Source organism: Ruminococcus hominis (genome assembly GCF_014287355.1).
Lineage (GTDB): Bacteria > Bacillota > Clostridia > Lachnospirales > Lachnospiraceae > Schaedlerella > Schaedlerella hominis.
Window position 1 is genome coordinate 3,393,969 of record NZ_JACOPE010000001.1, and the last position, 20,148, is coordinate 3,414,116.

A 20,148-nucleotide genomic window follows, 5' to 3' on the forward strand; every position below is an offset into this window, starting at 1 on the left:
CCCCACTATTCCGTACCTTGATTGTACCACATGGGGCGGCTGTCTGTATAGCGGCAAAAGCGTCAAATCTGCTTCTTTATGGTCTGTCAAATCGCCGTTTTTTGTGTAGCAGCTTCCGCTTCCAGCACTTTCATCATCTTGTCGGCTGCGGTGTCGGTTGCGCCCTGCTTGAAGAAGCCGGAAACGGTAAGGACGGAGTTGCCCATGCGGATTTCCGTTACACAGTCCGGGCGGCGGTCTGTTTTGGTGGTGCTTGTCTGTTTGGTTTCTGTCATAGGCTCTCCTTTCGCTGCTTTATCAGTTGCTTTAATCGTTCCAGCTTTTCCTGTGCGGTTTCCTTTCGGAAGTTGCTGCCCGTGAAGCGGACGGGGGCGCACATGGAAGTCAGCCTGTCATAGATACGGGCGTGGGGCGTGTCCTGCGGGTGCTGCAATTCCTCCAGCGTGAGGTTGGTCGTGGCGATCAGCGGCTTGCCGCTTCGGTAACGGCTGTCAATCACGCTGTAAACCTGTTCCAGCCCGTACTCTGTCCCTCGCTCCATACCAAAATCATCAAGTATCAGCAGAGGGTAGCTGCAAAGGCGGGAAATATATTCGTTCCTGCCCTCAAAGCTGGCGGCAAGGTCACCCAGTATCGTTGCAAAATTTGTCATGCGAACGGCAACCTCTTTTTCCATAAGGGCGTTGGCGATACAGGCGGCAAGGTAGCTTTTTCCTGTCCCCACGCCGCCCCAAAACAGGTAGCCGATATTTTCAGCCTGCATGGTTTCCCAACTCTCCACATAAAAGCGGGCGGTTTCGGTCTGTGGGTTTCTGCCGTTGTCATGCTCAAATGTCCAGTTCCGCATAGCGGGGTCGGTAAAGCCCCGGCGTTTCAAGTCCTCCACTGTTTCAAGGTGCTTCTGTCGGCTTTCAGCGGCTTCCCGCTTTTCACGGGCTGCCCGGTGGCAGTCGCACTCTGCCGGGTGTCGGTCATGCCCTAACCATTGGGCGGTTTCTTTTGAAAAGTATGCTTCTTTTGGCGTATGGCACTTGCCGCAGTATAAAAGCCCGTCCTCGCCTGTGTAGTCCTCTGCTTCGGCGGTAGTGGCTGTAATGTCCGTAATCATAGCTTCAATCTCGTTTTTCATAAGCTCTCGCCCTCCTTGCATGAATAATCGGGTATGCCCTGTTTCGGGGCAGCCTTGCCTTTGGCAGCGTCCTCCTGCGCCCACTTGTAAATGGTGGCTGCATGGCTGTGGTACTGCTTCCCGGTGGAAGCGATATGGCAGGAAAGCCGGTCAATATAATACTCCCACTTGTCGGGCAGCTCTGTTTTCAGCCCGGAAAGCTCTGTATCGGTCAGTATCACATTGTTGTATCTGCCATAAGCGGCGGGGGCGGGGTATCCCGTTTCTCCCTCTCTCTCTTTTTCTATCTCTATCTCTTTCTCTAACTCTATCTCTATCTCTGGTGGACGAATGTCGGACAAATGTCCGCCTTTTGTCCGGGGCGGTAAAAGTGCCTTGTTTTCCAGCCTTGCAGCCCGTTTCCTCTCGGCTTCGGTAGAGGACTGTCCTATCATCAGCTCAATGTCGGTCATATAGAAAGCCCCGCTGTCAAGCTGCTCCACAAGCCCCAACTGCCGGAAAATCTCTAAAGCCCTCTCAACTGTCCCTATCTGGTGGCGGGTCAGTGTCGCTATCATCTGCGCTGTGTAGGGGATATGCTCGTCAAGCTGCAACTTCCCGCCGTTTTTCAGCGATTTTAAGTACAGCTTCAAGAGAATATTGGAATATAAAATCCCGTCTTTCATATCTTCCAGCAGTACAATGGAGTCGCTGTCAAAAAAGTTCTCTTTCAGCTTGAGGTAGTAATACTTGCGGTTATCTGCCATTGTCCCTGTCCTCCTTTTTCCGGCGTTTGGAGTAGTAGCGGGGGCAGAGTATGATAACCGCCCGGAAGCTCTGCTTGCAGCTATGGGTACAGCTCCGGCAGAGGTCGTTGTATGTGATACGGTCGCAGGTGGCATTCCCGACTTTCACTTGCCGCAGGAAAAAAGACCATTCCAGCCGCCGTTTCTTGCTCATTCTTGGCATGGGTGCGCTCCTTTCTGCCGTTTCCGCTGGTGTGGCGGTATCGGCGGTAATTCTGTATCATCTCGGTATCATTTTCGGGGTTTTTCTGCCCTGTAAGCCCGTTAAAAAATCCTTTGGTATTGGGGATAGGGTACGGGGCAGCCCCCTTGTTCTGTATGGGTTCAGGTACATTTTGGGGTGGTTTTTATCGCTCCTGTTCCTGCCTTTTCACAGGCTTGCGCTCCCGGCGTAAAATCTGGTCGATATTGCCCTTGACGGTCTGTAAGCGGCGGTATTCCTCCCGTTTTGCCCGGTAATCGTTGTAGCCGCTGTTTTTCTCTTTGATAAGGGTTTCAATCTCTGCTTGCAGGGCTTTATAGCTTGGCAGCTTGGAAATGCCGTTCTCCCTAAAATAACGGGCGGCTGCGTCTGCTATGATAAAGTCGCTTTCGTGCTTCTGTCGGTAGGCTGCTTTTGCTTTGGCGTTTTTCTGCTGTTTCAGCCCGTCCCGGACAGGGCGGGTCTTGGAATAGGCAAGCACCTGCCGTTGCAGCTCCTTTTTCCCGTCCAGCGTCTTTTCCACCTGCTTCAGCTCTGTAAGGCTTTCCCGCATGGCGGTATAGGCGGCAGAACAGGCTTCGTCCAGTTCCTCCGGGGAAGAAAAGCCGTACTGCTGGTAGGCGGTAACGGTAGCCGCCATTTGCTTTAGATTGTACTTTGCCGCCCAGCGGTCATAGCCCACGCCCTTGCCCTCGGCTCGCTTGGCTTCCCGGTCAACCATGCGCTGCAAGGTGTTGTCTGCCGGGGTGGTTTTTGTGGTTTTTTCCCCTTGTGACGGCTTTTTAACTGCGGCAGGGTATTCGGGTATGGCTTTGGTCTGTTCGGCGGCTCTGCGGGCGTTCTGTGTAAGCAGGGCAAGGACAGTAGCCTTGTCAAAATCGTCCCCCAGCTTCCGGGCTGTGATAGGCTTTGTCCTGTCCGGCGTGAGGTAGGAAAGCCGCCCCCGACTCTCCTTGACAGTCACACCCTCACGCAGCAAAAGGGAAGAAAACTCGTCAAAGCTGGTAGCTTGGGAAAGTGCCTGCCGTATCGTCCGGCGCAGCTTCGCCTTGTCCGTTTCAAACTTGGTGGGCTTGGTCGGCTGTCCGGCGGCTTCTCTGGCGGCGTTCTCTTTATCAAGGGCAAGCTGCCCTTTCTTTGCCGCCCAGTATTCCCGTTCCGTTATCCGTTCCTTGCTGCCGCTTAGGAGGTCGATTTGGTAAAGCCCCTCCCGGTGGCACATCTCCATGACTTCACTCTTGAAATATTCCATAGCGGCGTTGGTGCAGCGGTGCTTGCAGCCCTCCCGTGTATCGGCTGGTCTGTCCATGTAGGGCAGAAGCGGGACTTCATAAATCCGCAGGGAGTTGATGACGATATGCACATGGATATTGCCGCTGTGGTTATGCCCGTCCGGGTGGGTGCATACAAGGGCTTGGTGTCCGGGGAAATGCTCTTTACAGAACTGCTCGCCCAGCTCCTGCGCCCGGTCTACGGTCAAGCCGTTGTCTGTCCCGTCCCGTGGGTCAAAGCTGATGATATAGTGGTGGCTTTTCACATCTTCCCGTTTTTGGTTTTTCTCATAGCGGAGATTGGCTCGCATACAGGCAACAGCGAAATCTTCGCCCCCACAGTTAAGGGAAGAAATGCGGTAATCCTCCCTCGGTATCAGCCGCCCGTTTTCATCAAGGGTGGGCTTCATGGTAAACTCGTCATGCTCAAATGTGAGGTAGGCTTCCGCTGCGCCATAGTCGGCATTTTTAGAGCTGATATGTTTGAATGTTGCCAACAGCGTCACCCACTTTCTGCAAGACTTCAAACTTTAGGGCAGCAAGGTCGGAAACCGCCGCCCGCACCTCCCCGGCAAGCTGCGGGTAGGGGCTGTGCCACTCGTTCAGCGTCCGGGCTATCTGGTTTAAGTTGCCGCCGATCCTGCCGTATTCGGCGGTCAGTTTCCCGACAGCGGCAAGCAGCTCGTCATTGACAGGAGAAACGGTTATGATGGGGCGTATGGCTGCCCCGGTTATGGCTTGCCGGATAAACTCGGCTTGGCTCATGTTGTAAGCAGAAAGCCTTTCCGCAAACTCGGCGTATTCTTCCTCGGTCATGCGTGTCTTGACTACCCGGCTGCGGTGCGGTGTGTTGTATCGTTTTCGCATGGTAAAACCTCCTTTCTGTGCGTGGTGTCCTCTCACTAATAGGAGAAAAACGGGGTGTGAAGCGGAACTGTTTTTGAAAAATCCGAAAAAATATTTTGAGGGATTTTTAAGCGGCGCAAGCCGCATAAGCAGGGTTTGGGGAAGGCACTCCCCAACAAGATTCCCGCAGGGGCAAAATGAGCGAAAAGCGAATTTTGGTACTGCGGTAGAATCTTGCTCTAAGAAAGTGACGGATTCCGCTGTGTAGGCTTCTGCTGATACCCTCGACGGAGAGGGCGGGGCTTCTGCCAACTTTGCGGCAATATTTTTCCCGTCATTATTACTACGCACTGGAAGAAAAATATGGCAAAGTCCCCCGGAAAATCTTTTCGTGTTTTCGTAACAGTATTTGACAAAAACGGGCGCAAAAAAACAGGAAACCTTTTTCTGATTTCCTGTTTACTGACTGCCAAAAAGGGCGGCGGTTATTCGGTTGTCATTCCCCGGAAGCAAACTTGTAGCCTATGCCTAAAACGGTCTTTATGTAGGTGGGGTTTTTGCTGTCCGGCTCTATCTTTTTCCGTAGGTTGTAAATCACGTTGACAACACTTGAATGGCAGCTATCGCTATCCATGTTCCAAACGGCTTCAAAAATCTGTTCTTGTGTGAGGACATTGCCGGGATTGGAAGCAAGGAATACAAGGGTACTGTATTCAAGGCGGGTAAGGTTTATTTCCTCCCCGTCCCTAAATACCCGGCGTTGGTGCTGCCTTATTTCCAGTCCCGGAAAAAAGAGTGTAGGAAAAACACCAAAAGACATGGTTTCCATTTTAGCTTGATTGGCAGTTATTAACGATATAATTTGTTCATATAAGTTGTTCTGATTATCTGTCCGAATTATTATTAACTTATCCATGTGTTTTCATGACCTATTCTGTCTGCGCTAGTTTTGTATGTTTAGAAGTTGCATATATCAATGGGCTAACTTCTTTTTCACAAAATAAGCTAAGTCTATGGAGTGCTCTGGTACAGGCAACGTATAAGAGATTTTTATCATCTTCATCATAGTAGTTTTGATTGTCTGCATCACAAATTAAGACGGCATCAAATTCCAACCCCTTTGACATATATACTGGTATAATGAATACACCTTGTAACTCTGCTGCACTTCCATTTCTGATTATTTGTATATCTAGTTTGTGCTTTATTTTGTTATACAAGCAGATGGAATTATTTTCAGTTTTACAAATTAATCCTATTGACTGTAATCCTTTTTCTTGGCATGATTTTACCTCTTCAACAATCTTGTCAATAAAGACTTCGGAATTATCCGCAATAAATACTTCCGGGCTATCCCCTTTCCGATTAAAACTTTTTATCTGTGGACTTTGTTCTATGAATTTTAAGCTAAAATTTAATATCTCATTCGTACAACGGAAACTTTTGTTCAACACGATAAGAGAAGATTTTTTCTTATTCAGTATTTTATGAATTTCTTCATAGAAAGATATATCCTCTTTTTTGGCAAGGGTTTGTTTCATATCCCCTAAGATTGTAAATTTAGCATTTGGAAATAATAAGCCGAATATTTCATATTGAAGCGGGTAATAGTCTTGAGCTTCATCAATGACAACCTGCTTGATATTTTTATATTCATTCGTTCCGTATATTTTTAAATATAAATAAAGCATTGCTATTGCGTCATCATAGTATATACAGCCTGCTTCCAGATTTTCTTTCGTATATTCCCGGATTTCCTTTATGCTCTCTGAGGAATTATTATTTTGCAATAAACTGAAAAAATAGGATTCATTGCTAAATAATGTTTTATACAACTCAAATATATCAATTTTTATAAATTTTTGTATTTCCTGCTTTACTAAATTTTTTTCTGCTTTATGTCCCCGTCCCTTTCCTGTTCCAAATATTAGTTCTAAAATATAATCTTCTAATTGCTCTAACTTTATGCCTAATGGAGTTTCTGTTCTTCCCAGTATCTTATCTTGTAGAGTCTGCCTGTTTACAACACATGTTCCTTCATAATAAACATCATCAAATTCTATCCATTGGCATGGAATATCATAAATAAATTTGTCTAATATTTCCCCAAAAAGTTTTGACGCTTTAAACTCGATACTGTCTTTATAAATTTTTTTGTATTGTGAGGGAGCAATTATTTTTTCTAAAAAATCGTTCTTGGACTGAATTTTCCTGCCTTTTAACAGCATTTTTAGAATATCCTCAAATACAACGGAGATAACATTATCTTCTCCCAATTCGGGCAACACATTAGAAATATATTGCTCAAATATAGTATTAGGGGAAATAATCATAATATTATTTGCGGACAACTTTGTCTGTAATCCTTGATACATAAGATAAGCTGCCCGATGAAGGGCAATGGAAGTTTTACCGCTTCCTGCCACGCCCTGCACCATTAACAGGTCGTTTTCCATATCTCTGATAACAGCGTCCTGTTCTTGTTGTATTGTTTCAACTATCGCTTTCATTTTGGCGGTGGTATTCTGTGATAATAGTTGTCTTAAAAATTCATCAACAATCTGCACATCTGTATCAAAAAAATACTTTAACACTCCATTCTTTATTTCATACTGACGTTTTAATTTGAGTTCACCTGTTACCCGCCCGCATGGAGCGTCATAAAATGCTTCTCCTTTCATAAAGCGGTAAAAAATACTTGCAATCGGTGATCGCCAATCATAAACATACATCTCCTGATAACTGTTTTTCCGTAGAGAGGAACGTCCGATATATATTTTTTCACATTCTTCCTCATCATCAAATTTAAAATCAATACGGGCAAAATATGGTGATTTTATCATGTTTTCCAGTAAAAGTATTCTGTGTTCTTCTTCTTCATAATCTACAATTTTATCTGTAACAGGGTTCATATATTGACTTAACTCAACAAGTGCCTCAAATCCGTCAGAAGTGTATAGATTTGTAACACTATGTGTTGCGTTTTCACGAACTTCTTTTTTGGCTTCGATAATTTGTGATTTCTTTTTTTCTGCTGCTTCTTTTGCTTGTTTTAATTGTTCCTCGGCTAAAGATATAGTTTGCTTTAATCTTATTTCTTCGTACTCTCTTTCTGATTGATTATTTCCCATAAAAAATACCCTCCTTGATAAAAAACAACAGAAAAATTCTCACTGATACATTGCTAGGCTAGTTTAGCACACGTTTGCCTATATAAACAGTCTTGTAATCATGAAATTTGTATGATACTATTATGGTGGGAGAGAGAATACAAAAATATTGTATATGCAATAGTAAAAAGGTCAGTAGCCTTTCCCATTATCCCATATCTTCAGCAGACAGGAATACAAGCCCAGTAAATTCTTCTTACAGAACGTGGGAAAGCTGCACCTTAGCTTTCCATGTCCTGTGAATAGAGTTATCCATGATTCCATAGCCTGTTATGCACATTTCCATAATGCTTGTCTTTGGTTCTTTTGTTCGGAATAGTGTGGTGCTTGCGGTCTATCTCTTGTTTTCGGTTGCTTGCTTCTTTACCGTACATGAGCATTTGCACCCGGGTTGTCGTTTCCATAACCTTCCATCAGGTTGATTACGCCCCAGACACCAAGGCCGGCACCGATTGCAACGACCAGTGTCTGAAGGATATTGATTGCACTGCTAAAAAAAGCCATAATCAAATGTATGAACAAACGCTTTTCTTATGGTCTGTAAGCGTTTGGCTCTACTCCTTTCCCTTTTATTCAGACCTTTTTGTACCCTTATCAGTAGTAGCAGGGTGCTCGAATTCTTTCTTTCATATCAGTCCTCACCTTCCTCAGCTTCAATCGCTGATACATCTTCTTGTGTTACAGTTACTTCATACATTTCAAATTCTGTATCTTTCGACATCACCAGTCGGTGTGCCAGATATTTTTCGACATCAAACGCATTATTCTTATTGAAATCGGCAAGCTCTTTGTACCGTTTGTGCTTTGTGATGTCATATTTGTTGCTTAAAAACGGCCGGACTCCACGAAGCTGTAAGATACATTTTTCTCCATCCATGACCGCCAGCTCATCTCTACTCATCAGTTCTTTTCCTGTCTTTTGATAGTTCAGCCCATAGGACCGGTTGCTGCCTCTGGTGTCTGATGTGTTGTAAAGATCAATGGTTTCCTTTCCCAGGGTTTCTGATATTTCTTTCAGTGTGGAACTTTCCTTTCCACCAAGGAAAAGAACAGTGTCACAGTTACCTGTGATCGTCTCTGCAGCATCCTTATAGATGGTTTTCAGCTGAGATTGTGACTGCAGAATGATAGAAGCGGAGATTTCCCTGCTTCGGATCGTAGCAATCAATTTGTCGAATTTTGGAATCTGTCCGATATTGCTGAACTCATCAAGAAGCAGCCGTACATGATAGGGAAGTCTGCCTCCATGCTCATCATCCGCTTTATCACAAAGCAGGTTAAAGAGCTGGGTGTACATGATCGCTACCACAAAGTTGAATGTGTCATCGGTATCACTGATGATGACAAACATAGCTGTTCTCTGATCACCGATCATATCCAGTTCCATTTCGTCATACGACATGATTTCTCTTAGCTCCTGAATATCAAATGGTGCGAGTCTGGCACCACAGGAAATCAAAATCGATTTTGCAGTTTTGCCGGCAGCAAGCTTGTACTTGCGATATTGCCTTACTGCAAAGTGTTCCGGATTTTCTGCTTCCAGTTCTTCAAACAATTCATCCACTGCATTTTTAAATTCTTCATCATCCTCCCTGGTCTCACTGGCATTGATAAATTCCAGCAAAGTAGAAAAGTTCTGTTCTTCCTCTGGTGCCTCATACCAGATGTATCCGATCAGTGCAGAATACAAAAGACGCTCGGCCTATAGTGATAGGTAAGGTTTTGATATTATCTCCACCTTTTCCCCCACTTCACACCGGACATGCGACTTTCACCGCATCCGGCGCTCCATCGATTGTCTTCACGAGACATTTAATCAGTCACCAAATTTAAGTTTTATATTATTGCTGACAGGTTCGCCTGCTCTCGCAGACTATTGATTTTCACGAGCATCTTTTTTGTGATATTGAGTGTTTTTATCAGGTCTTTTATTACTGCTTGGGGCAGTTCTTGTAACAGAATCAGATATTTTTTGTGAATCAGAACCATGTTTTTATATCTTTCAAATCCACCAAGTGCTCTTGGTACTTTGAGCCATACAGCTACATGTTCCGCATCTGCGAATTCTTCTCCACTGATTGCACATTTTCCCTTTTGAGCAGAAAATAAAGATATTTTACTGTCATGGTATTCTGTGCTATGACCAACGGATATTTTTTCTCTCAGTCCTTTCAGAACATACTGATTAAGGTTAAGTTCTGTATGAATCGGAGCACGACCTTCTTTTGTATAACTACAAACGATTGATCGCTTCGCCATCGGTATTTTATTTTTGATGAATGCAATCGGATAGATCATCTGGTCAATTCCTGAAACATATCGAATCATTTTTGACTGTCCGAATCTTTCCTTTTCTGCTTGGGTGATAGTTCCACCCTCATGTTTTAGCATACTTCCTGTTTCTGTATTTAACCTGTTCGTCAAAACTGTCATTACTCGCCTATGGAGTTCTCTGCAATCAATACTGATACAGGTGGCAAGCTGATAGTAATTCTGTATGCCTAACACCATAGAGTTATATAGCTGAATTTCTGATAAACAACTTTTTTTCTCTCTGGGTTTTGCGATGTTTTTCGCTTGTTCCACTAGCTTTGCTCTTTCAATTTCAACCTTTTTGTCACAGATTGCCGACTGCACCACATATTTATGATGCTTCAGCCTTACCCTTATTTTGAATCCAAGAAACTCTGACCACCGTTTTCTGGTGTTCACAATCCTTGTTTTCTCAGGGGACACCTCTAATTTCAACCTCTCTTCAATCCACGCCGTAACCGCTTCTTTTGTCCTGACTGCGTCCTCTTTCGTTCTACAGAAAATCCTAAAATCATCCGCATACCGAATGATATGCATTTCTTTCATTTCTGTGTTTTTCATAATCCTATAACCATGGCTTTTATCAAAAACTTTAGTTTTTCCGATTATTCTTTCTCGCCCTCTGCTTATAGCAATCGGATTTTCCTCCCATTGACTAGCTATCCACCAATCCAATTCATTTAGAACGATGTTTGCCAGTAGTGGTGAGATAATTCCTCCCTGTGGTGTACCCTTGTTGGGCAGTACCGTTGTATTATCGGGCATTTTAATTGGAGCTGTTAGTATTCGCTTGATAATAAAAATCAGCGTTTTATCATGGATACCCAGCGACCATATCTGTCTGATTAACTTGCTATGATTTACGTTATCGAAAAATCCTTTAATATCAAACTCAATAACATAATGAAGATTCATCATTTGAAGCATGGTGTAGGTTCTGTTAATGGCATGTTCAACGGATCTATTCGGACGAAATCCATAACTATTATTGCAGAACTTTGCTTCGCAGATTGGTTCCATGATCTGCTTGATACATTGCTGTATCAACCTATCCCATATGCATGGGATTCCCAGCGGACGTGTTTTTCCGTTTGGTTTCGGGATATCTTTCCGTCTTACAGGCTTTGGTCTGTAGCCGTGTTCGCTTCCCGTAACAATAAATCTCACTCTTTTTACCACATCATCAGGAGTTTGACTCCCAATATCTGTGATGTTCTTTTTGTCTGTTCCTGCCGTGTAGCTGCCTTTGTTCGCTTTGATGTTTCGGTACGCAAGTAAAATGTTATCCCTGCTCAGTATCAAATCCATAAGATTCTCAAATACTTCACCGTTCTGACTTTTTTGATATAGTTCATCAAAAGTACCTTGCATTCCGTAGTACTCCGCATGACGCAGGTCATCTACACATAATGTTTTACTTTTCTTTGGCATAAGGCATCACCTCCTCTCGAAAGTGACCCTTTTGGTCTTACTCGTAATCCTTATCATTAGACTGAATAATGCCTGTTTATTTCAACCGACTTGTGACCATTCCTCCGAGTTCCTCTTTTTCGCAGAACTCATCATAAGTTCGATCACGGCTTTTCAGCACCAGTTCACCTGCTTATTTTCTTCGTCAGGCTATCCTCTAATGGAATCTGGTGCCTTTCCACGTTCCGATAATCCTATCTGTACATATATCCTTAGATCTCTGCTATAGTCCTGTCAGCTTGGATGTGCCTGTAACACAACATGGTCGTTCGTAGGGCGAATTTCTACTGAACCACACTGACTGCGCTTTAACGCACCCATACATTTCTATATGGTCTTCTTTTAGAACCGTACATTCGCAGTTTTCGTCAGTTTACTCGCCAAAGTAAACATTCTAATCATAGATATTTTATAGATCCTAGACCTATAGGTAGCGCACCCCACCTCTGGGGCGTTTTCGAGAATCTTTTGGCAGATTCCTACGACTACTCTCGGTCGTTGTCACGGAGCTTCTCACCCCAACCATTACAGCTGACGCAAGTCCGTCAAGGATAGACGTTTCAGGGCGTTACCCCATCATTCCACCTATCGGATTACCAGTTCACAGACTGGTTATGATTTAATAAACCAACACTGTGCGCAGACTTTTTACCGCCTGCGAACGTGTCGCACTGACCCAGAAATCTTCAGTTGATTTTTCGCCCTCACCCTTGGTATTTGCGATAATGGTATTGACCAGCTTTAAGATGTCTTTTTCACTCCGGATATAATGGAACGGATTGTAATGCATGGACTTTTTAAAGTTGATCGTATTTAATACCTTGATCCGGTATCCTCCATTTACCAGCATCTTCCCGCATTCAACGATGATCGTACCCTTTGGATCAGTGACCACATAGGATACGTGGTCCGTCATCTGCATAAGATTGGGTTTCACATAGAATCTTGTCTTACCGGATCCGGAACCACCGATGACAATCACATTCTTATTTCTGGCATACTTTGGTGCTTTTGGTCTGCTGTTCATGGTCAGACGTTCCGTTTCTGTGAGGATGACATTGTTTTCAAAAACCGGATCCATGAAGGGTTCGATATCTTTTCTATTTCCCCATCTTGCAGATCCATACTCCACACCCTGCCGGAACTTCTTTGCGTTTTTAGAACGATAGTAGACAACCAGTTTTAATGCACTTGCAACCAGAACACCTACTGTAAGGTCCTGCAAAGCGATACTTGGCAGCCAGCTTAAAAATGCCAGTCGAAAATTGACTAACATCACGCCAAGTCTCTGGACCATGCTTTCTCCCAGGCAATGCCGGTACAGCCAGGATCCTTTATCTGCTACATAGAAGATAAAGAAATATGGGAGATTTAAGATCACCAGCCGTTTGATCTGGACCTTCTGTAATTTCTCCCGCATCATCGTTCCTGACCTCTGGATTTTTGTCTCTGCTTCACACGCTGGCGGTGCTTTGCTTTTCTTTCTACAGATTTCTGCAGTTTCTTTCTGACAGATGGTTTCTTCACCTGTTTCTTTTTCAGTTCTACTCCGGCATATTCCCGGAAAGCCGCTGTCATCACATCCACATCTTTAGCCTTAAAGAAGACCAGATATTTTGGTGGATCCGCACCGACTTCTTTTTTCAGGCTGTAATCAATCCCGTACTTTCTTGCCACACGGTCAAAGGATTTGATATTTTCATCTGTGATCTTTATGTTGGAAAGCTGTACTCCCTGTGCATTCAGCTGCTTGATGGTCTGCTTTCCATGTGGCTTTTTCTTTTCAATCTTTTTTCGGGCTTTTTCCCTTCCTTTCTCCTGGGCCCGTCCGGTCTTTTCAGCCATTTTCACCTGCGTTGCTTTCTGTTTCCTCCGGTTGTCCATTTCCAGGAACTTCCGAAGGGCTGCTTTTAGCACACTGGCAGTGATCTTGACTCCCTGGATGCTCAGGCTGATCACTTTCTGATTTACTTCTTCCTGCAATTACCCACGTCCTTTCTTTCCTTTCATTTCAGAATGAAGACGGGCAATACAATATCCGATGCATGGAACATGTTTTCCATACGGACAGCCACCACATGGTGTTGTTTTTACCGCTTTTTTCTTTTCAGGAAGCAGATAATGGCACTGCTTCAAGTTACAGCCTTTCTTTTTGCCTCCCCACCAGTAACAGTACTTACAGGACCATGGCTTTTCTTCGCTGTACTTTCTTCCTTCTATAGCTGCATTTGGTTCTATGATCAGATCTTTATTTGTCTTCATTCTGTTCTTCCTCTTTTCTCATGATTTCTGTCAGTTTTTTCTCTGCCTGACTTCCGGCAGCAATGAGACAATACAAAACTGTAAATATTGCCGCTGCTCCCAGAAGAGCAACAAAAATAATGATATTTCTCATGGTTTCTCCCATCTAAAAAAGCGTCCACAGATTCCTTTCGGTTTCCATGAACGCTCATTCTTATTTGATTAGTGTTTCTTTTTTCTCATAAATGCAAGGGCTCCTGTACCAGTCGCACCAATGCCGAGAAGCATAAACCACAGCCACAGATTGGTGTTATCCCCAGTCTTTGGTGAATCACTGACAGGTTTTCCACCTTCCGGTGTCTTTTCTGCCGGTTTTTCCTCATCTACCATGGTTACATGCTGTACTTCACTAGTATCCTTTACTTCGAATTCCACATCTTTTGCAACCAGATAGCCATCCGGTGCTGTTTCTTCACGGAGAGTGTATTTTCCGATTGGAAGCATTTCGATGTAATGTGCTTTCTCTGTACTGGTCCAGCTTTCGACAACTTTTCCATCCTGATCAAGGATCGTGAGTTTTGCTCCCGGAAGTTCTTTTCCGGCGATATCCTGTTTGGAGATTTTCACCTTCGTCACATCATCCTTCATCTCAACTTTCTGCACATCGGCAGTATCTTTGATGGTGAACTTCACGCTTTCAGCTGTCACATAACCATCGGCCGGTTTTGTTTCAACCAGTGCGTATTCTTTTCCGACAGTCAGCTCACGGATCACATGTGCTTCTTTACCGGAAGTCCATTCATCCACGATATTTCCATCGGCATCTACCACTTTCAGCTTACATCCTGGAAGTTCTTTTCCGGTTGTCAGACTGGATTTGGTAAATTCTACAACGGTTGGCTGATTCTCAAAGGTAAAATCATAAGTGACTGTCGGCTGATCCTCACCTGCATACTCAAAAGTAAATTCCTTTACTTCATCGTTGGTTACGAATCCATCCGGTGCATAGAGTTCTTTTACATAGTAAGTGGCTCCTATTGGAAGATCTGCAACAAATGTGATCTTTCCTTCTTCATCCGTAGATTTCAGTTCAATGATCTCATTGGCTTCGATCAGGACTTTACCAGTTGTCTCAGACTTAATGTCTTCTTTGGCAAATAATCCAAAGATAGCGCCTTCCAATGTACGGTCAGAATCTTTTTCTTTCTTAAGTACACTGACTTCTACTCTCTGGCGGTTGTTCTGCCAGTCTTTGTCATAGACTACAACTGGTGTATTCTGATCCACGTAAGTCAGATCTACATGACGGATCTCACCATCCAGTACATGACCGTAAGCAGTTCCTGTTTCTTTCACATAGTATTTACCAAGTGGAAGATTTTCCAGTTTTGCAATACCGGTTTCATCTGTCTTTATTGTTGCAATCAGTTCATCCTTTTTATAGTAATCGTCACTGACGCCATCGGCAGCCTTAATGTCTTCCTCAGCATAGACTTCAAACGTAACATCTGTCAGCTTTCCAGTTACATAGTTGAAAATGTGTTCCACCACACCTTTGACCTTATCGGCCAGTGTAACAGAATCCAGGAATTCTCCCTTCTTGTTGATTATGAGTTCACCAACCGGTACCTCGTCCTTCATTTCCACTTTTTGAACCTCTCCGGTATCTTTGACTGTGAATGTCACATCATTGGCTACCAGATAACCATGTGGTGCAAACTCTTCATGTAGGGTATAATTCTCACCCACTTTCAGATATTTGATCACATGCGGTGCATCTTTGGAAGATGTCCAGCTGTCTACTACATTTCCATCTTTATCCGTTACTTTCAGATAAGCTCCATCCAGTTCTACACCGGTTGTTGCATCTGATTTTGTGATCTCAACAGTTGTCGGCTGGTTCTTCTTTACGGATTTTAATGTTACTGTCTGTACATCCTGCCCCTGATAAGAAGCATCAAATCTCAGTACTTCATCCGAAGATACGAATCCATCTGGTGCTTTCAGTTCTTTTACATAATAGCTTCCAAGTGGAAGATCCAGTGTACATGCTGCCTGACCTTTTTCATCAGAAGTCATTTCCTGTAAAAGAGTATCTGCTTTAACGATCACTTTTCCATCTTTCGTCTGAATGTCTTTTGCATTGTAAATACCGAACACCGCTCCGGCTACTGTATTGCCTGTCTCAGCATCCTGTTTTTCGACCGTAATCGACACTTTCTGTCGTTCATCTGTGACAGAGATTTCTTTCTCGATCACTGCAGTATCCTGATCCGCATAAGCAAATTCGACATTTTCCAGCACGGTATTTAACACATAAGTGTCCGGTGCATTCTTCTCTTTAACATAGTACCTGCCAAGTGGAAGATTCTTTACGGTTGCATAACCATCTGCATCCGTTGTGACGGTTGCTACCAGTGCATCCTTTGCAAAATACAGAGTTCTCTGTCCATCTGCATCTACCTGATGATCGGCAGTATAAATATCCTCTGCCGCATAGACTTCAAATTCAGCACCTGCAAGTCCAGCCATTTCATACTGGAAGTCCTTATCAAATCCCTTTAACACTTCACCCTGTTTATAGATCTTTAACTGACCTTTGACCGGGGCATTGGTATATTCCACATCAATGACTGCATCTCCTGTGACAGGATCGGTCAGATAAGCAGTATCTGTATCAACTGCAACTGTCACATAGTTTTTGGATATTGTGTACCCATCGGGTGCCGTCACTTCCTCAATCCGGTAGTTACCAGGTTTCAGATTCTTTGGCAGTACCAGGTATCCTTCCTCGTTTGTGAAATAAGATTTGTGTACTGTTGGCTTCGGATAGGATGTTGTCTGTTCCACATATTTCTGGTTATCCAGGTCGTATACCTTGAACTCAGTATTTGCCAGGAGTACAGATTTCTGTGTTTCTGCATCCTTTTTGATAATCTTTAATTTTGCTTTGAATTCTTTATCCAGAAGCACTCGCCATGTCTGCGGTGTATCTGGATAATTCTCTGTGATCTTCACTACAAAATCATCAACCGGTGCATAGTTGTGTTTGCTTGTGGTTTCTCTTACCACATAAGTTCCATATGGAAGCGGAATCGATCTTGCATATCCTTTTTCATCGGTAAACATTTCTGTCTGTCCATCTGCAGTCAGTACAACCGGTCTGGCTGAATCAAAATCATAACTTCCATCTGCCTTTACTTTCAGATTACTGACAAGCCATGCTGAAAAACCAACTCCCTTAAGAAGATCTGCATCGGTTTTTCCATTGTTTGCTGCCTTAATGATCTGGAATGGCTGTTTGACGACAGTTTCTTTACATACAGAAGTTCTTTCTACTGTCGGAACAGTAGCACCTTCGTAAGTACAGTCCACATCATGTTCTGTCGGATCCAGTACGTATCCCACCGGAGCACTAAGCTCTTTCAGATAATACTTTCCAAGATAGAGATCCGATACAGAAGCTTCGCCATTCTTATCCGTTGTCAGGGATGTGATCAGGGTGTCTTTCTTATAGATTGTTCCGGTTCTTCCATCCGGATGAACAATGTCTTCCCTTGCATAAAGACCATATACCGCACCTTCCAGTGTTGCATCACCCTGGGCTTCATTGCCTGTCTCAGCATCCTGTTTTGCAATGTTGAGCTTTGCATTTACTCGTTTGTCCGTTACATTTTTAGTCGTTGTCTTTCCGATAGCAAGAGTCACATTATAAGACTTTGTATCAATCTGATACCCTGTTGGAACAGAGATTTCTTTCAGATAAACAACTTCCTGTGTCTTTTCCATTGTGAGCTGTGAAGCACCATTCTGATCAGTTGCAGGCATCTCTGCAATCAGCTTTGTACATGCAGCATCGGAATAGATCCCGTACACTGCACCAGCCAGTGCGTTGCCTGTATCCTGGTCTTTCTTTACAATGGATACCTTGCATTCTTTTGTCCAGGTTACTTTAAAATCCACATATTTCTCATTTCCGACACCTTCACCGAAAACAAGAGCCAGGTCCTGTGTTCCAGATCCTGTTACAATCTTGTAAGCAGAGTATTCTTTATCAATGCTTCCCTTCATCCGAGAAGAAAATGTAGCACTGACGCTCTCTGCCTGATCAAGTGGTGCTGTCAGATAAAACTGTGTACCTCCACTGATTTCTACACTTGCTCCTGCAGCACTGGTTTTACCGGTTGTCACATTTACAAGCTTTACACCGCTTGGCAACTTAAATGTGATTGTCTGCAGTTTATCTGCTTTGAATGTGATCACGCTTGTTCGCTGGCTGTTTCCTTCCACATAAGCCTTTACATTAGATTCGGAAAAGCTCATATCTACAGACGGAATGTCCGGCATATTTACACAATAATTGTAAAGCTCCATTGCCAGGTTCTTTCCTGTTGCATTAGTTCCGGATGCCCAGTCACTGGATCCATTTGCATAAGCTGCTGCAAGATGGGTAATGATGAATCTCTTTCCTGCCGGAAAATCCGGATGTTTCTCATCGAAGAAACCATTCTCATCACTTGCTTTTGTTCCGTAATAGCAGACCTTTGCAAGTGTCTTTCCATCGGCAAGTTTCTGGATTGTATAAGTTCCATTTCCCGGTCCTTTTTTCGATGGTTCAACACAGTATGCTGTCGCATTGATGCTTCCCCATTTCACATAATATGGACAAGTCAGATAAGAACCTAATCCATAATCTGCGTAATAGTACCAGGAACCGGCTGTGACTGTGACTGATTTTGTTCCTGTCTCACCAGAAGCAAGCATCATTGGCATATCAAAAGTAATACTTTCGCCTGCTTCAAGATCTGCAAGAGCAACTTCCTGGTCAACAGCTTCCTGCATAACCTCTGAGAGTGTGATCCCTGTTTCCGGATCAACGGTCTCCTGATTCTCCGTTGCTTCGATCTCTGCATCAAATTCTTTTTCTGTCAGTTCTGTTTTGCTCTCCGTTTCAGCAGCACCAGTTTCCTCTGTAGACGAGTCAGCCTCAGAATCCTCTGTTTCTGTCTTATCGGAAGAACCAGCATCCTGATCAGAAGAACTTTCTGACTGCGAATCTTTCTGCTGATCCGCTTCTTTTACCACGATCTTTCGATTGATCTGGTAGGTTGGGTGATCCGTTGTCTGTGGTTCTACATAATAGACTGCCTTATAGGAATTGGCATAATCGGTAGAAAAATCATTCCCGTCCGCATCTTTTGCTTCCTGAAATGTAACTTTTACTTTGCTGTCATCCTGGATCGTAAGACCGGTATAATCACTCTTTACATCGAAATTGTCTCCAACCTTGATCTCATAATCCTTTGCAGTTACCACTTCATCTTCATCCAACTGATCCTTGATCTCCTCATAATACGGAATCTTTTTTACAGATCCAGCATCATCAGAAGCATAGGCAACAGCGGGAGAGAGTACCGTCGATAGAACCGTTACTGCAGTCAGTAAACCGGACATCACCCTGCGTGCTTTCTTTTTCACGTTCATTCTCTTAAATCCTTCCTTTCTGATTCTTTTGTGTATGGTTATCTGTTAGTTTCTGCATATTATCTTTTATACGAAGATGATCGCCTCCTTTCCTGAAATTTGTGCTATTTGGGACAGTCAGCACAAGCTGAGATAACAGCACAAATATATGGCGGTACCTGTTTGTCACAAATACCGCCACATGATTTCTACTGTCATCCTCTTTTTAGATTCAGACATTTTATTTTGATTTAAGATTTAAGCGTTTTCCTGTTTTCTTTCCCGGATCCGTTCCTATATCAGTTTCCATCTCTAATACGTTTTCTTCTGGCAGACACGCAGCTTTTCGCTCTATGCATGTTCAAACCAAATATCACTCCGGGCAGGCTATTCATTTTTCAAGGTACATGAAGGTATTCTATGCAAACCCTTCATATAACGAAACGCTCAGAGCCTGTTTTACAGTGGTCTAATTCAATTTTTTTGAAATTTTTTTAAAATTCTTCGTTTTCCGCCTTTTTTTTCATCGTTTTTAATGCCCTGTTCAGGAGGTCATTTACACTCTGCTGTTTGATTCCCAGATAATCTGCGACATCCTGCTGACGCATTTCTTCGAAATAAACCAGATTGAGTACCATCTTTTGCCTCTCTGTCAATTCCTTGATCAGTGCATGCAGAATTTCTCTGTCGATAACATCGTCAACAAAATCTTTTGAAGATCCTCTCATAATCTCCGCATCATCTGTAACATCGCTGTTAGAAAATACACCATGATTGGTGCTGATTTTGCGCTGGCTGTATGCCATACGGTCTTCAGCCTCCATCAGCAGACGGATATACCAGTTTTCATTATCAAAGAACTCTTTATTGAATTCCTTGTTATCGCCAGTTACACTCACATATTCATAGTCATCACAACTATGAAGCGGAAATACGGTTGATTGATTTCCCGCTGTATAAAGCACATATCCGTGATCATAAACAGAGATCGTTGTATCTGCATTGATCATTTCTTTTACTACAACTTTGTGTTCTTTCAAGGATTTCACGCTTGGGATTCTTTTCTCCACATCAGCAACTTTCACGATTTTTTTCAGTTCTTTTAATGTCAACATAAAGACCACCTTTCTGCCTTTCGGCTCCGGGTGGTCCATTCCATCTTTTATAAAATTCCTGCACAGACATAAAGAACTGCAGCACAAGAGGTCACGAACTCACCCGTTTTTTTTGAACGGGAGTCCGCGACTCCTTTGTAACG

At 43.5% G+C, this 20,148-nt stretch carries 14 protein-coding genes and 3 pseudogenes; all 17 read right to left on the minus strand.

From position 1 onward, the window contains the following. Nucleotides 1-86: 86 nt before the first annotated feature. The 17 genes and pseudogenes from H8S40_RS15590 to H8S40_RS15670 all read right to left on the minus strand — a co-directional run bounded on the left by H8S40_RS15590 (nt 87) and on the right by H8S40_RS15670 (nt 20,005). Nucleotides 87-275, minus strand: a complete 189-nt coding sequence (locus H8S40_RS15590) for a transposon-encoded TnpW family protein (protein WP_002569233.1) — start codon at nt 273-275, stop codon at nt 87-89. Further along, entirely contained in the window at nt 272-1,129 is an 858-nt protein-coding gene (locus H8S40_RS15595) for an ATP-binding protein (protein ID WP_117962489.1), read from the minus strand. The genes H8S40_RS15590 and H8S40_RS15595 overlap by 4 nt, the downstream gene beginning before the upstream one ends. After that, nucleotides 1,126-1,875, minus strand: coding sequence for a phage replisome organizer N-terminal domain-containing protein (locus tag H8S40_RS15600; RefSeq protein ID WP_117962487.1), 750 nt, complete (start codon nt 1,873-1,875; stop codon nt 1,126-1,128). Before H8S40_RS15600 ends, H8S40_RS15595 begins: the two co-directional genes overlap by 4 nt. Continuing rightward, the gene (locus H8S40_RS15605) at nt 1,865-2,077 is read right to left on the minus strand and encodes a hypothetical protein (RefSeq protein WP_087212865.1); all 213 of its coding nucleotides are present in this window, start codon (nt 2,075-2,077) and stop codon (nt 1,865-1,867) included. The genes H8S40_RS15600 and H8S40_RS15605 overlap by 11 nt, the downstream gene beginning before the upstream one ends. A 184-nt stretch (nt 2,078-2,261) precedes the next feature. Continuing rightward, nucleotides 2,262-3,884: a relaxase/mobilization nuclease domain-containing protein gene (locus tag H8S40_RS15610; protein ID WP_117962497.1), complete on the minus strand. Its 1,623-nt coding sequence runs from the start codon at nt 3,882-3,884 to the stop codon at nt 2,262-2,264. Continuing rightward, nucleotides 3,856-4,254, minus strand: coding sequence for a plasmid mobilization protein (locus H8S40_RS15615; RefSeq protein ID WP_002569238.1), 399 nt, complete (start codon nt 4,252-4,254; stop codon nt 3,856-3,858). Before H8S40_RS15615 ends, H8S40_RS15610 begins: the two co-directional genes overlap by 29 nt. Nucleotides 4,255-4,729: 475 nt before the next feature. Then, nucleotides 4,730-5,149, minus strand: coding sequence for a winged helix-turn-helix domain-containing protein (locus H8S40_RS15620; protein ID WP_117649097.1), 420 nt, complete (start codon nt 5,147-5,149; stop codon nt 4,730-4,732). Nucleotides 5,150-5,162: 13 nt separating this feature from the next. Continuing rightward, nucleotides 5,163-7,364 (minus strand): HelD family protein, encoded by a 2,202-nt coding sequence (locus H8S40_RS15625; protein WP_117739290.1) that lies wholly within the window; start codon nt 7,362-7,364, stop codon nt 5,163-5,165. A 414-nt stretch (nt 7,365-7,778) separates the two neighbouring features. Further along, a pseudogene (locus tag H8S40_RS15630) lies at nt 7,779-7,907 on the minus strand (Maff2 family mobile element protein); the annotation flags it as partial. Between the two features lie 127 nt (nt 7,908-8,034). Beyond that, nucleotides 8,035-9,105 (minus strand): annotated as a pseudogene (locus tag H8S40_RS15635) (VirD4-like conjugal transfer protein, CD1115 family); the annotation flags it as partial. Between the two features lie 134 nt (nt 9,106-9,239). Then, a complete protein-coding gene (ltrA, locus tag H8S40_RS15640) occupies nt 9,240-11,147 on the minus strand; it encodes a group II intron reverse transcriptase/maturase (RefSeq protein ID WP_154781075.1) in 1,908 nt (635 codons plus the stop codon). Nucleotides 11,148-11,847: 700 nt separating this feature from the next. After that, a pseudogene (locus tag H8S40_RS15645) lies at nt 11,848-12,606 on the minus strand (type IV secretory system conjugative DNA transfer family protein); the annotation flags it as partial. Then, nucleotides 12,606-13,169, minus strand: a complete 564-nt coding sequence (locus H8S40_RS15650) for a PcfB family protein (RefSeq protein WP_055163285.1) — start codon at nt 13,167-13,169, stop codon at nt 12,606-12,608. The pseudogene H8S40_RS15645 and the gene H8S40_RS15650, both read right to left, overlap by 1 nt. Then, nucleotides 13,170-13,448 (minus strand): hypothetical protein, encoded by a 279-nt coding sequence (locus tag H8S40_RS15655; protein ID WP_055297478.1) that lies wholly within the window; start codon nt 13,446-13,448, stop codon nt 13,170-13,172. It abuts the gene before it with no gap. Then, nucleotides 13,435-13,581 (minus strand): hypothetical protein, encoded by a 147-nt coding sequence (locus H8S40_RS15660; protein ID WP_162290843.1) that lies wholly within the window; start codon nt 13,579-13,581, stop codon nt 13,435-13,437. Before H8S40_RS15660 ends, H8S40_RS15655 begins: the two co-directional genes overlap by 14 nt. 68 nt (nt 13,582-13,649) lie before the next feature. Beyond that, complete coding sequence (locus tag H8S40_RS15665) at nt 13,650-18,911, minus strand: SpaA isopeptide-forming pilin-related protein (RefSeq protein WP_186865586.1); 5,262 nt, start codon at nt 18,909-18,911, stop codon at nt 13,650-13,652. 473 nt (nt 18,912-19,384) lie between these two features. Continuing rightward, on the minus strand, nt 19,385-20,005 hold the full coding sequence (locus H8S40_RS15670; protein ID WP_243238278.1) for a sigma-70 family RNA polymerase sigma factor: 621 nt from the start codon (nt 20,003-20,005) through the stop codon (nt 19,385-19,387). Nucleotides 20,006-20,148 lie beyond the last annotated feature (143 nt).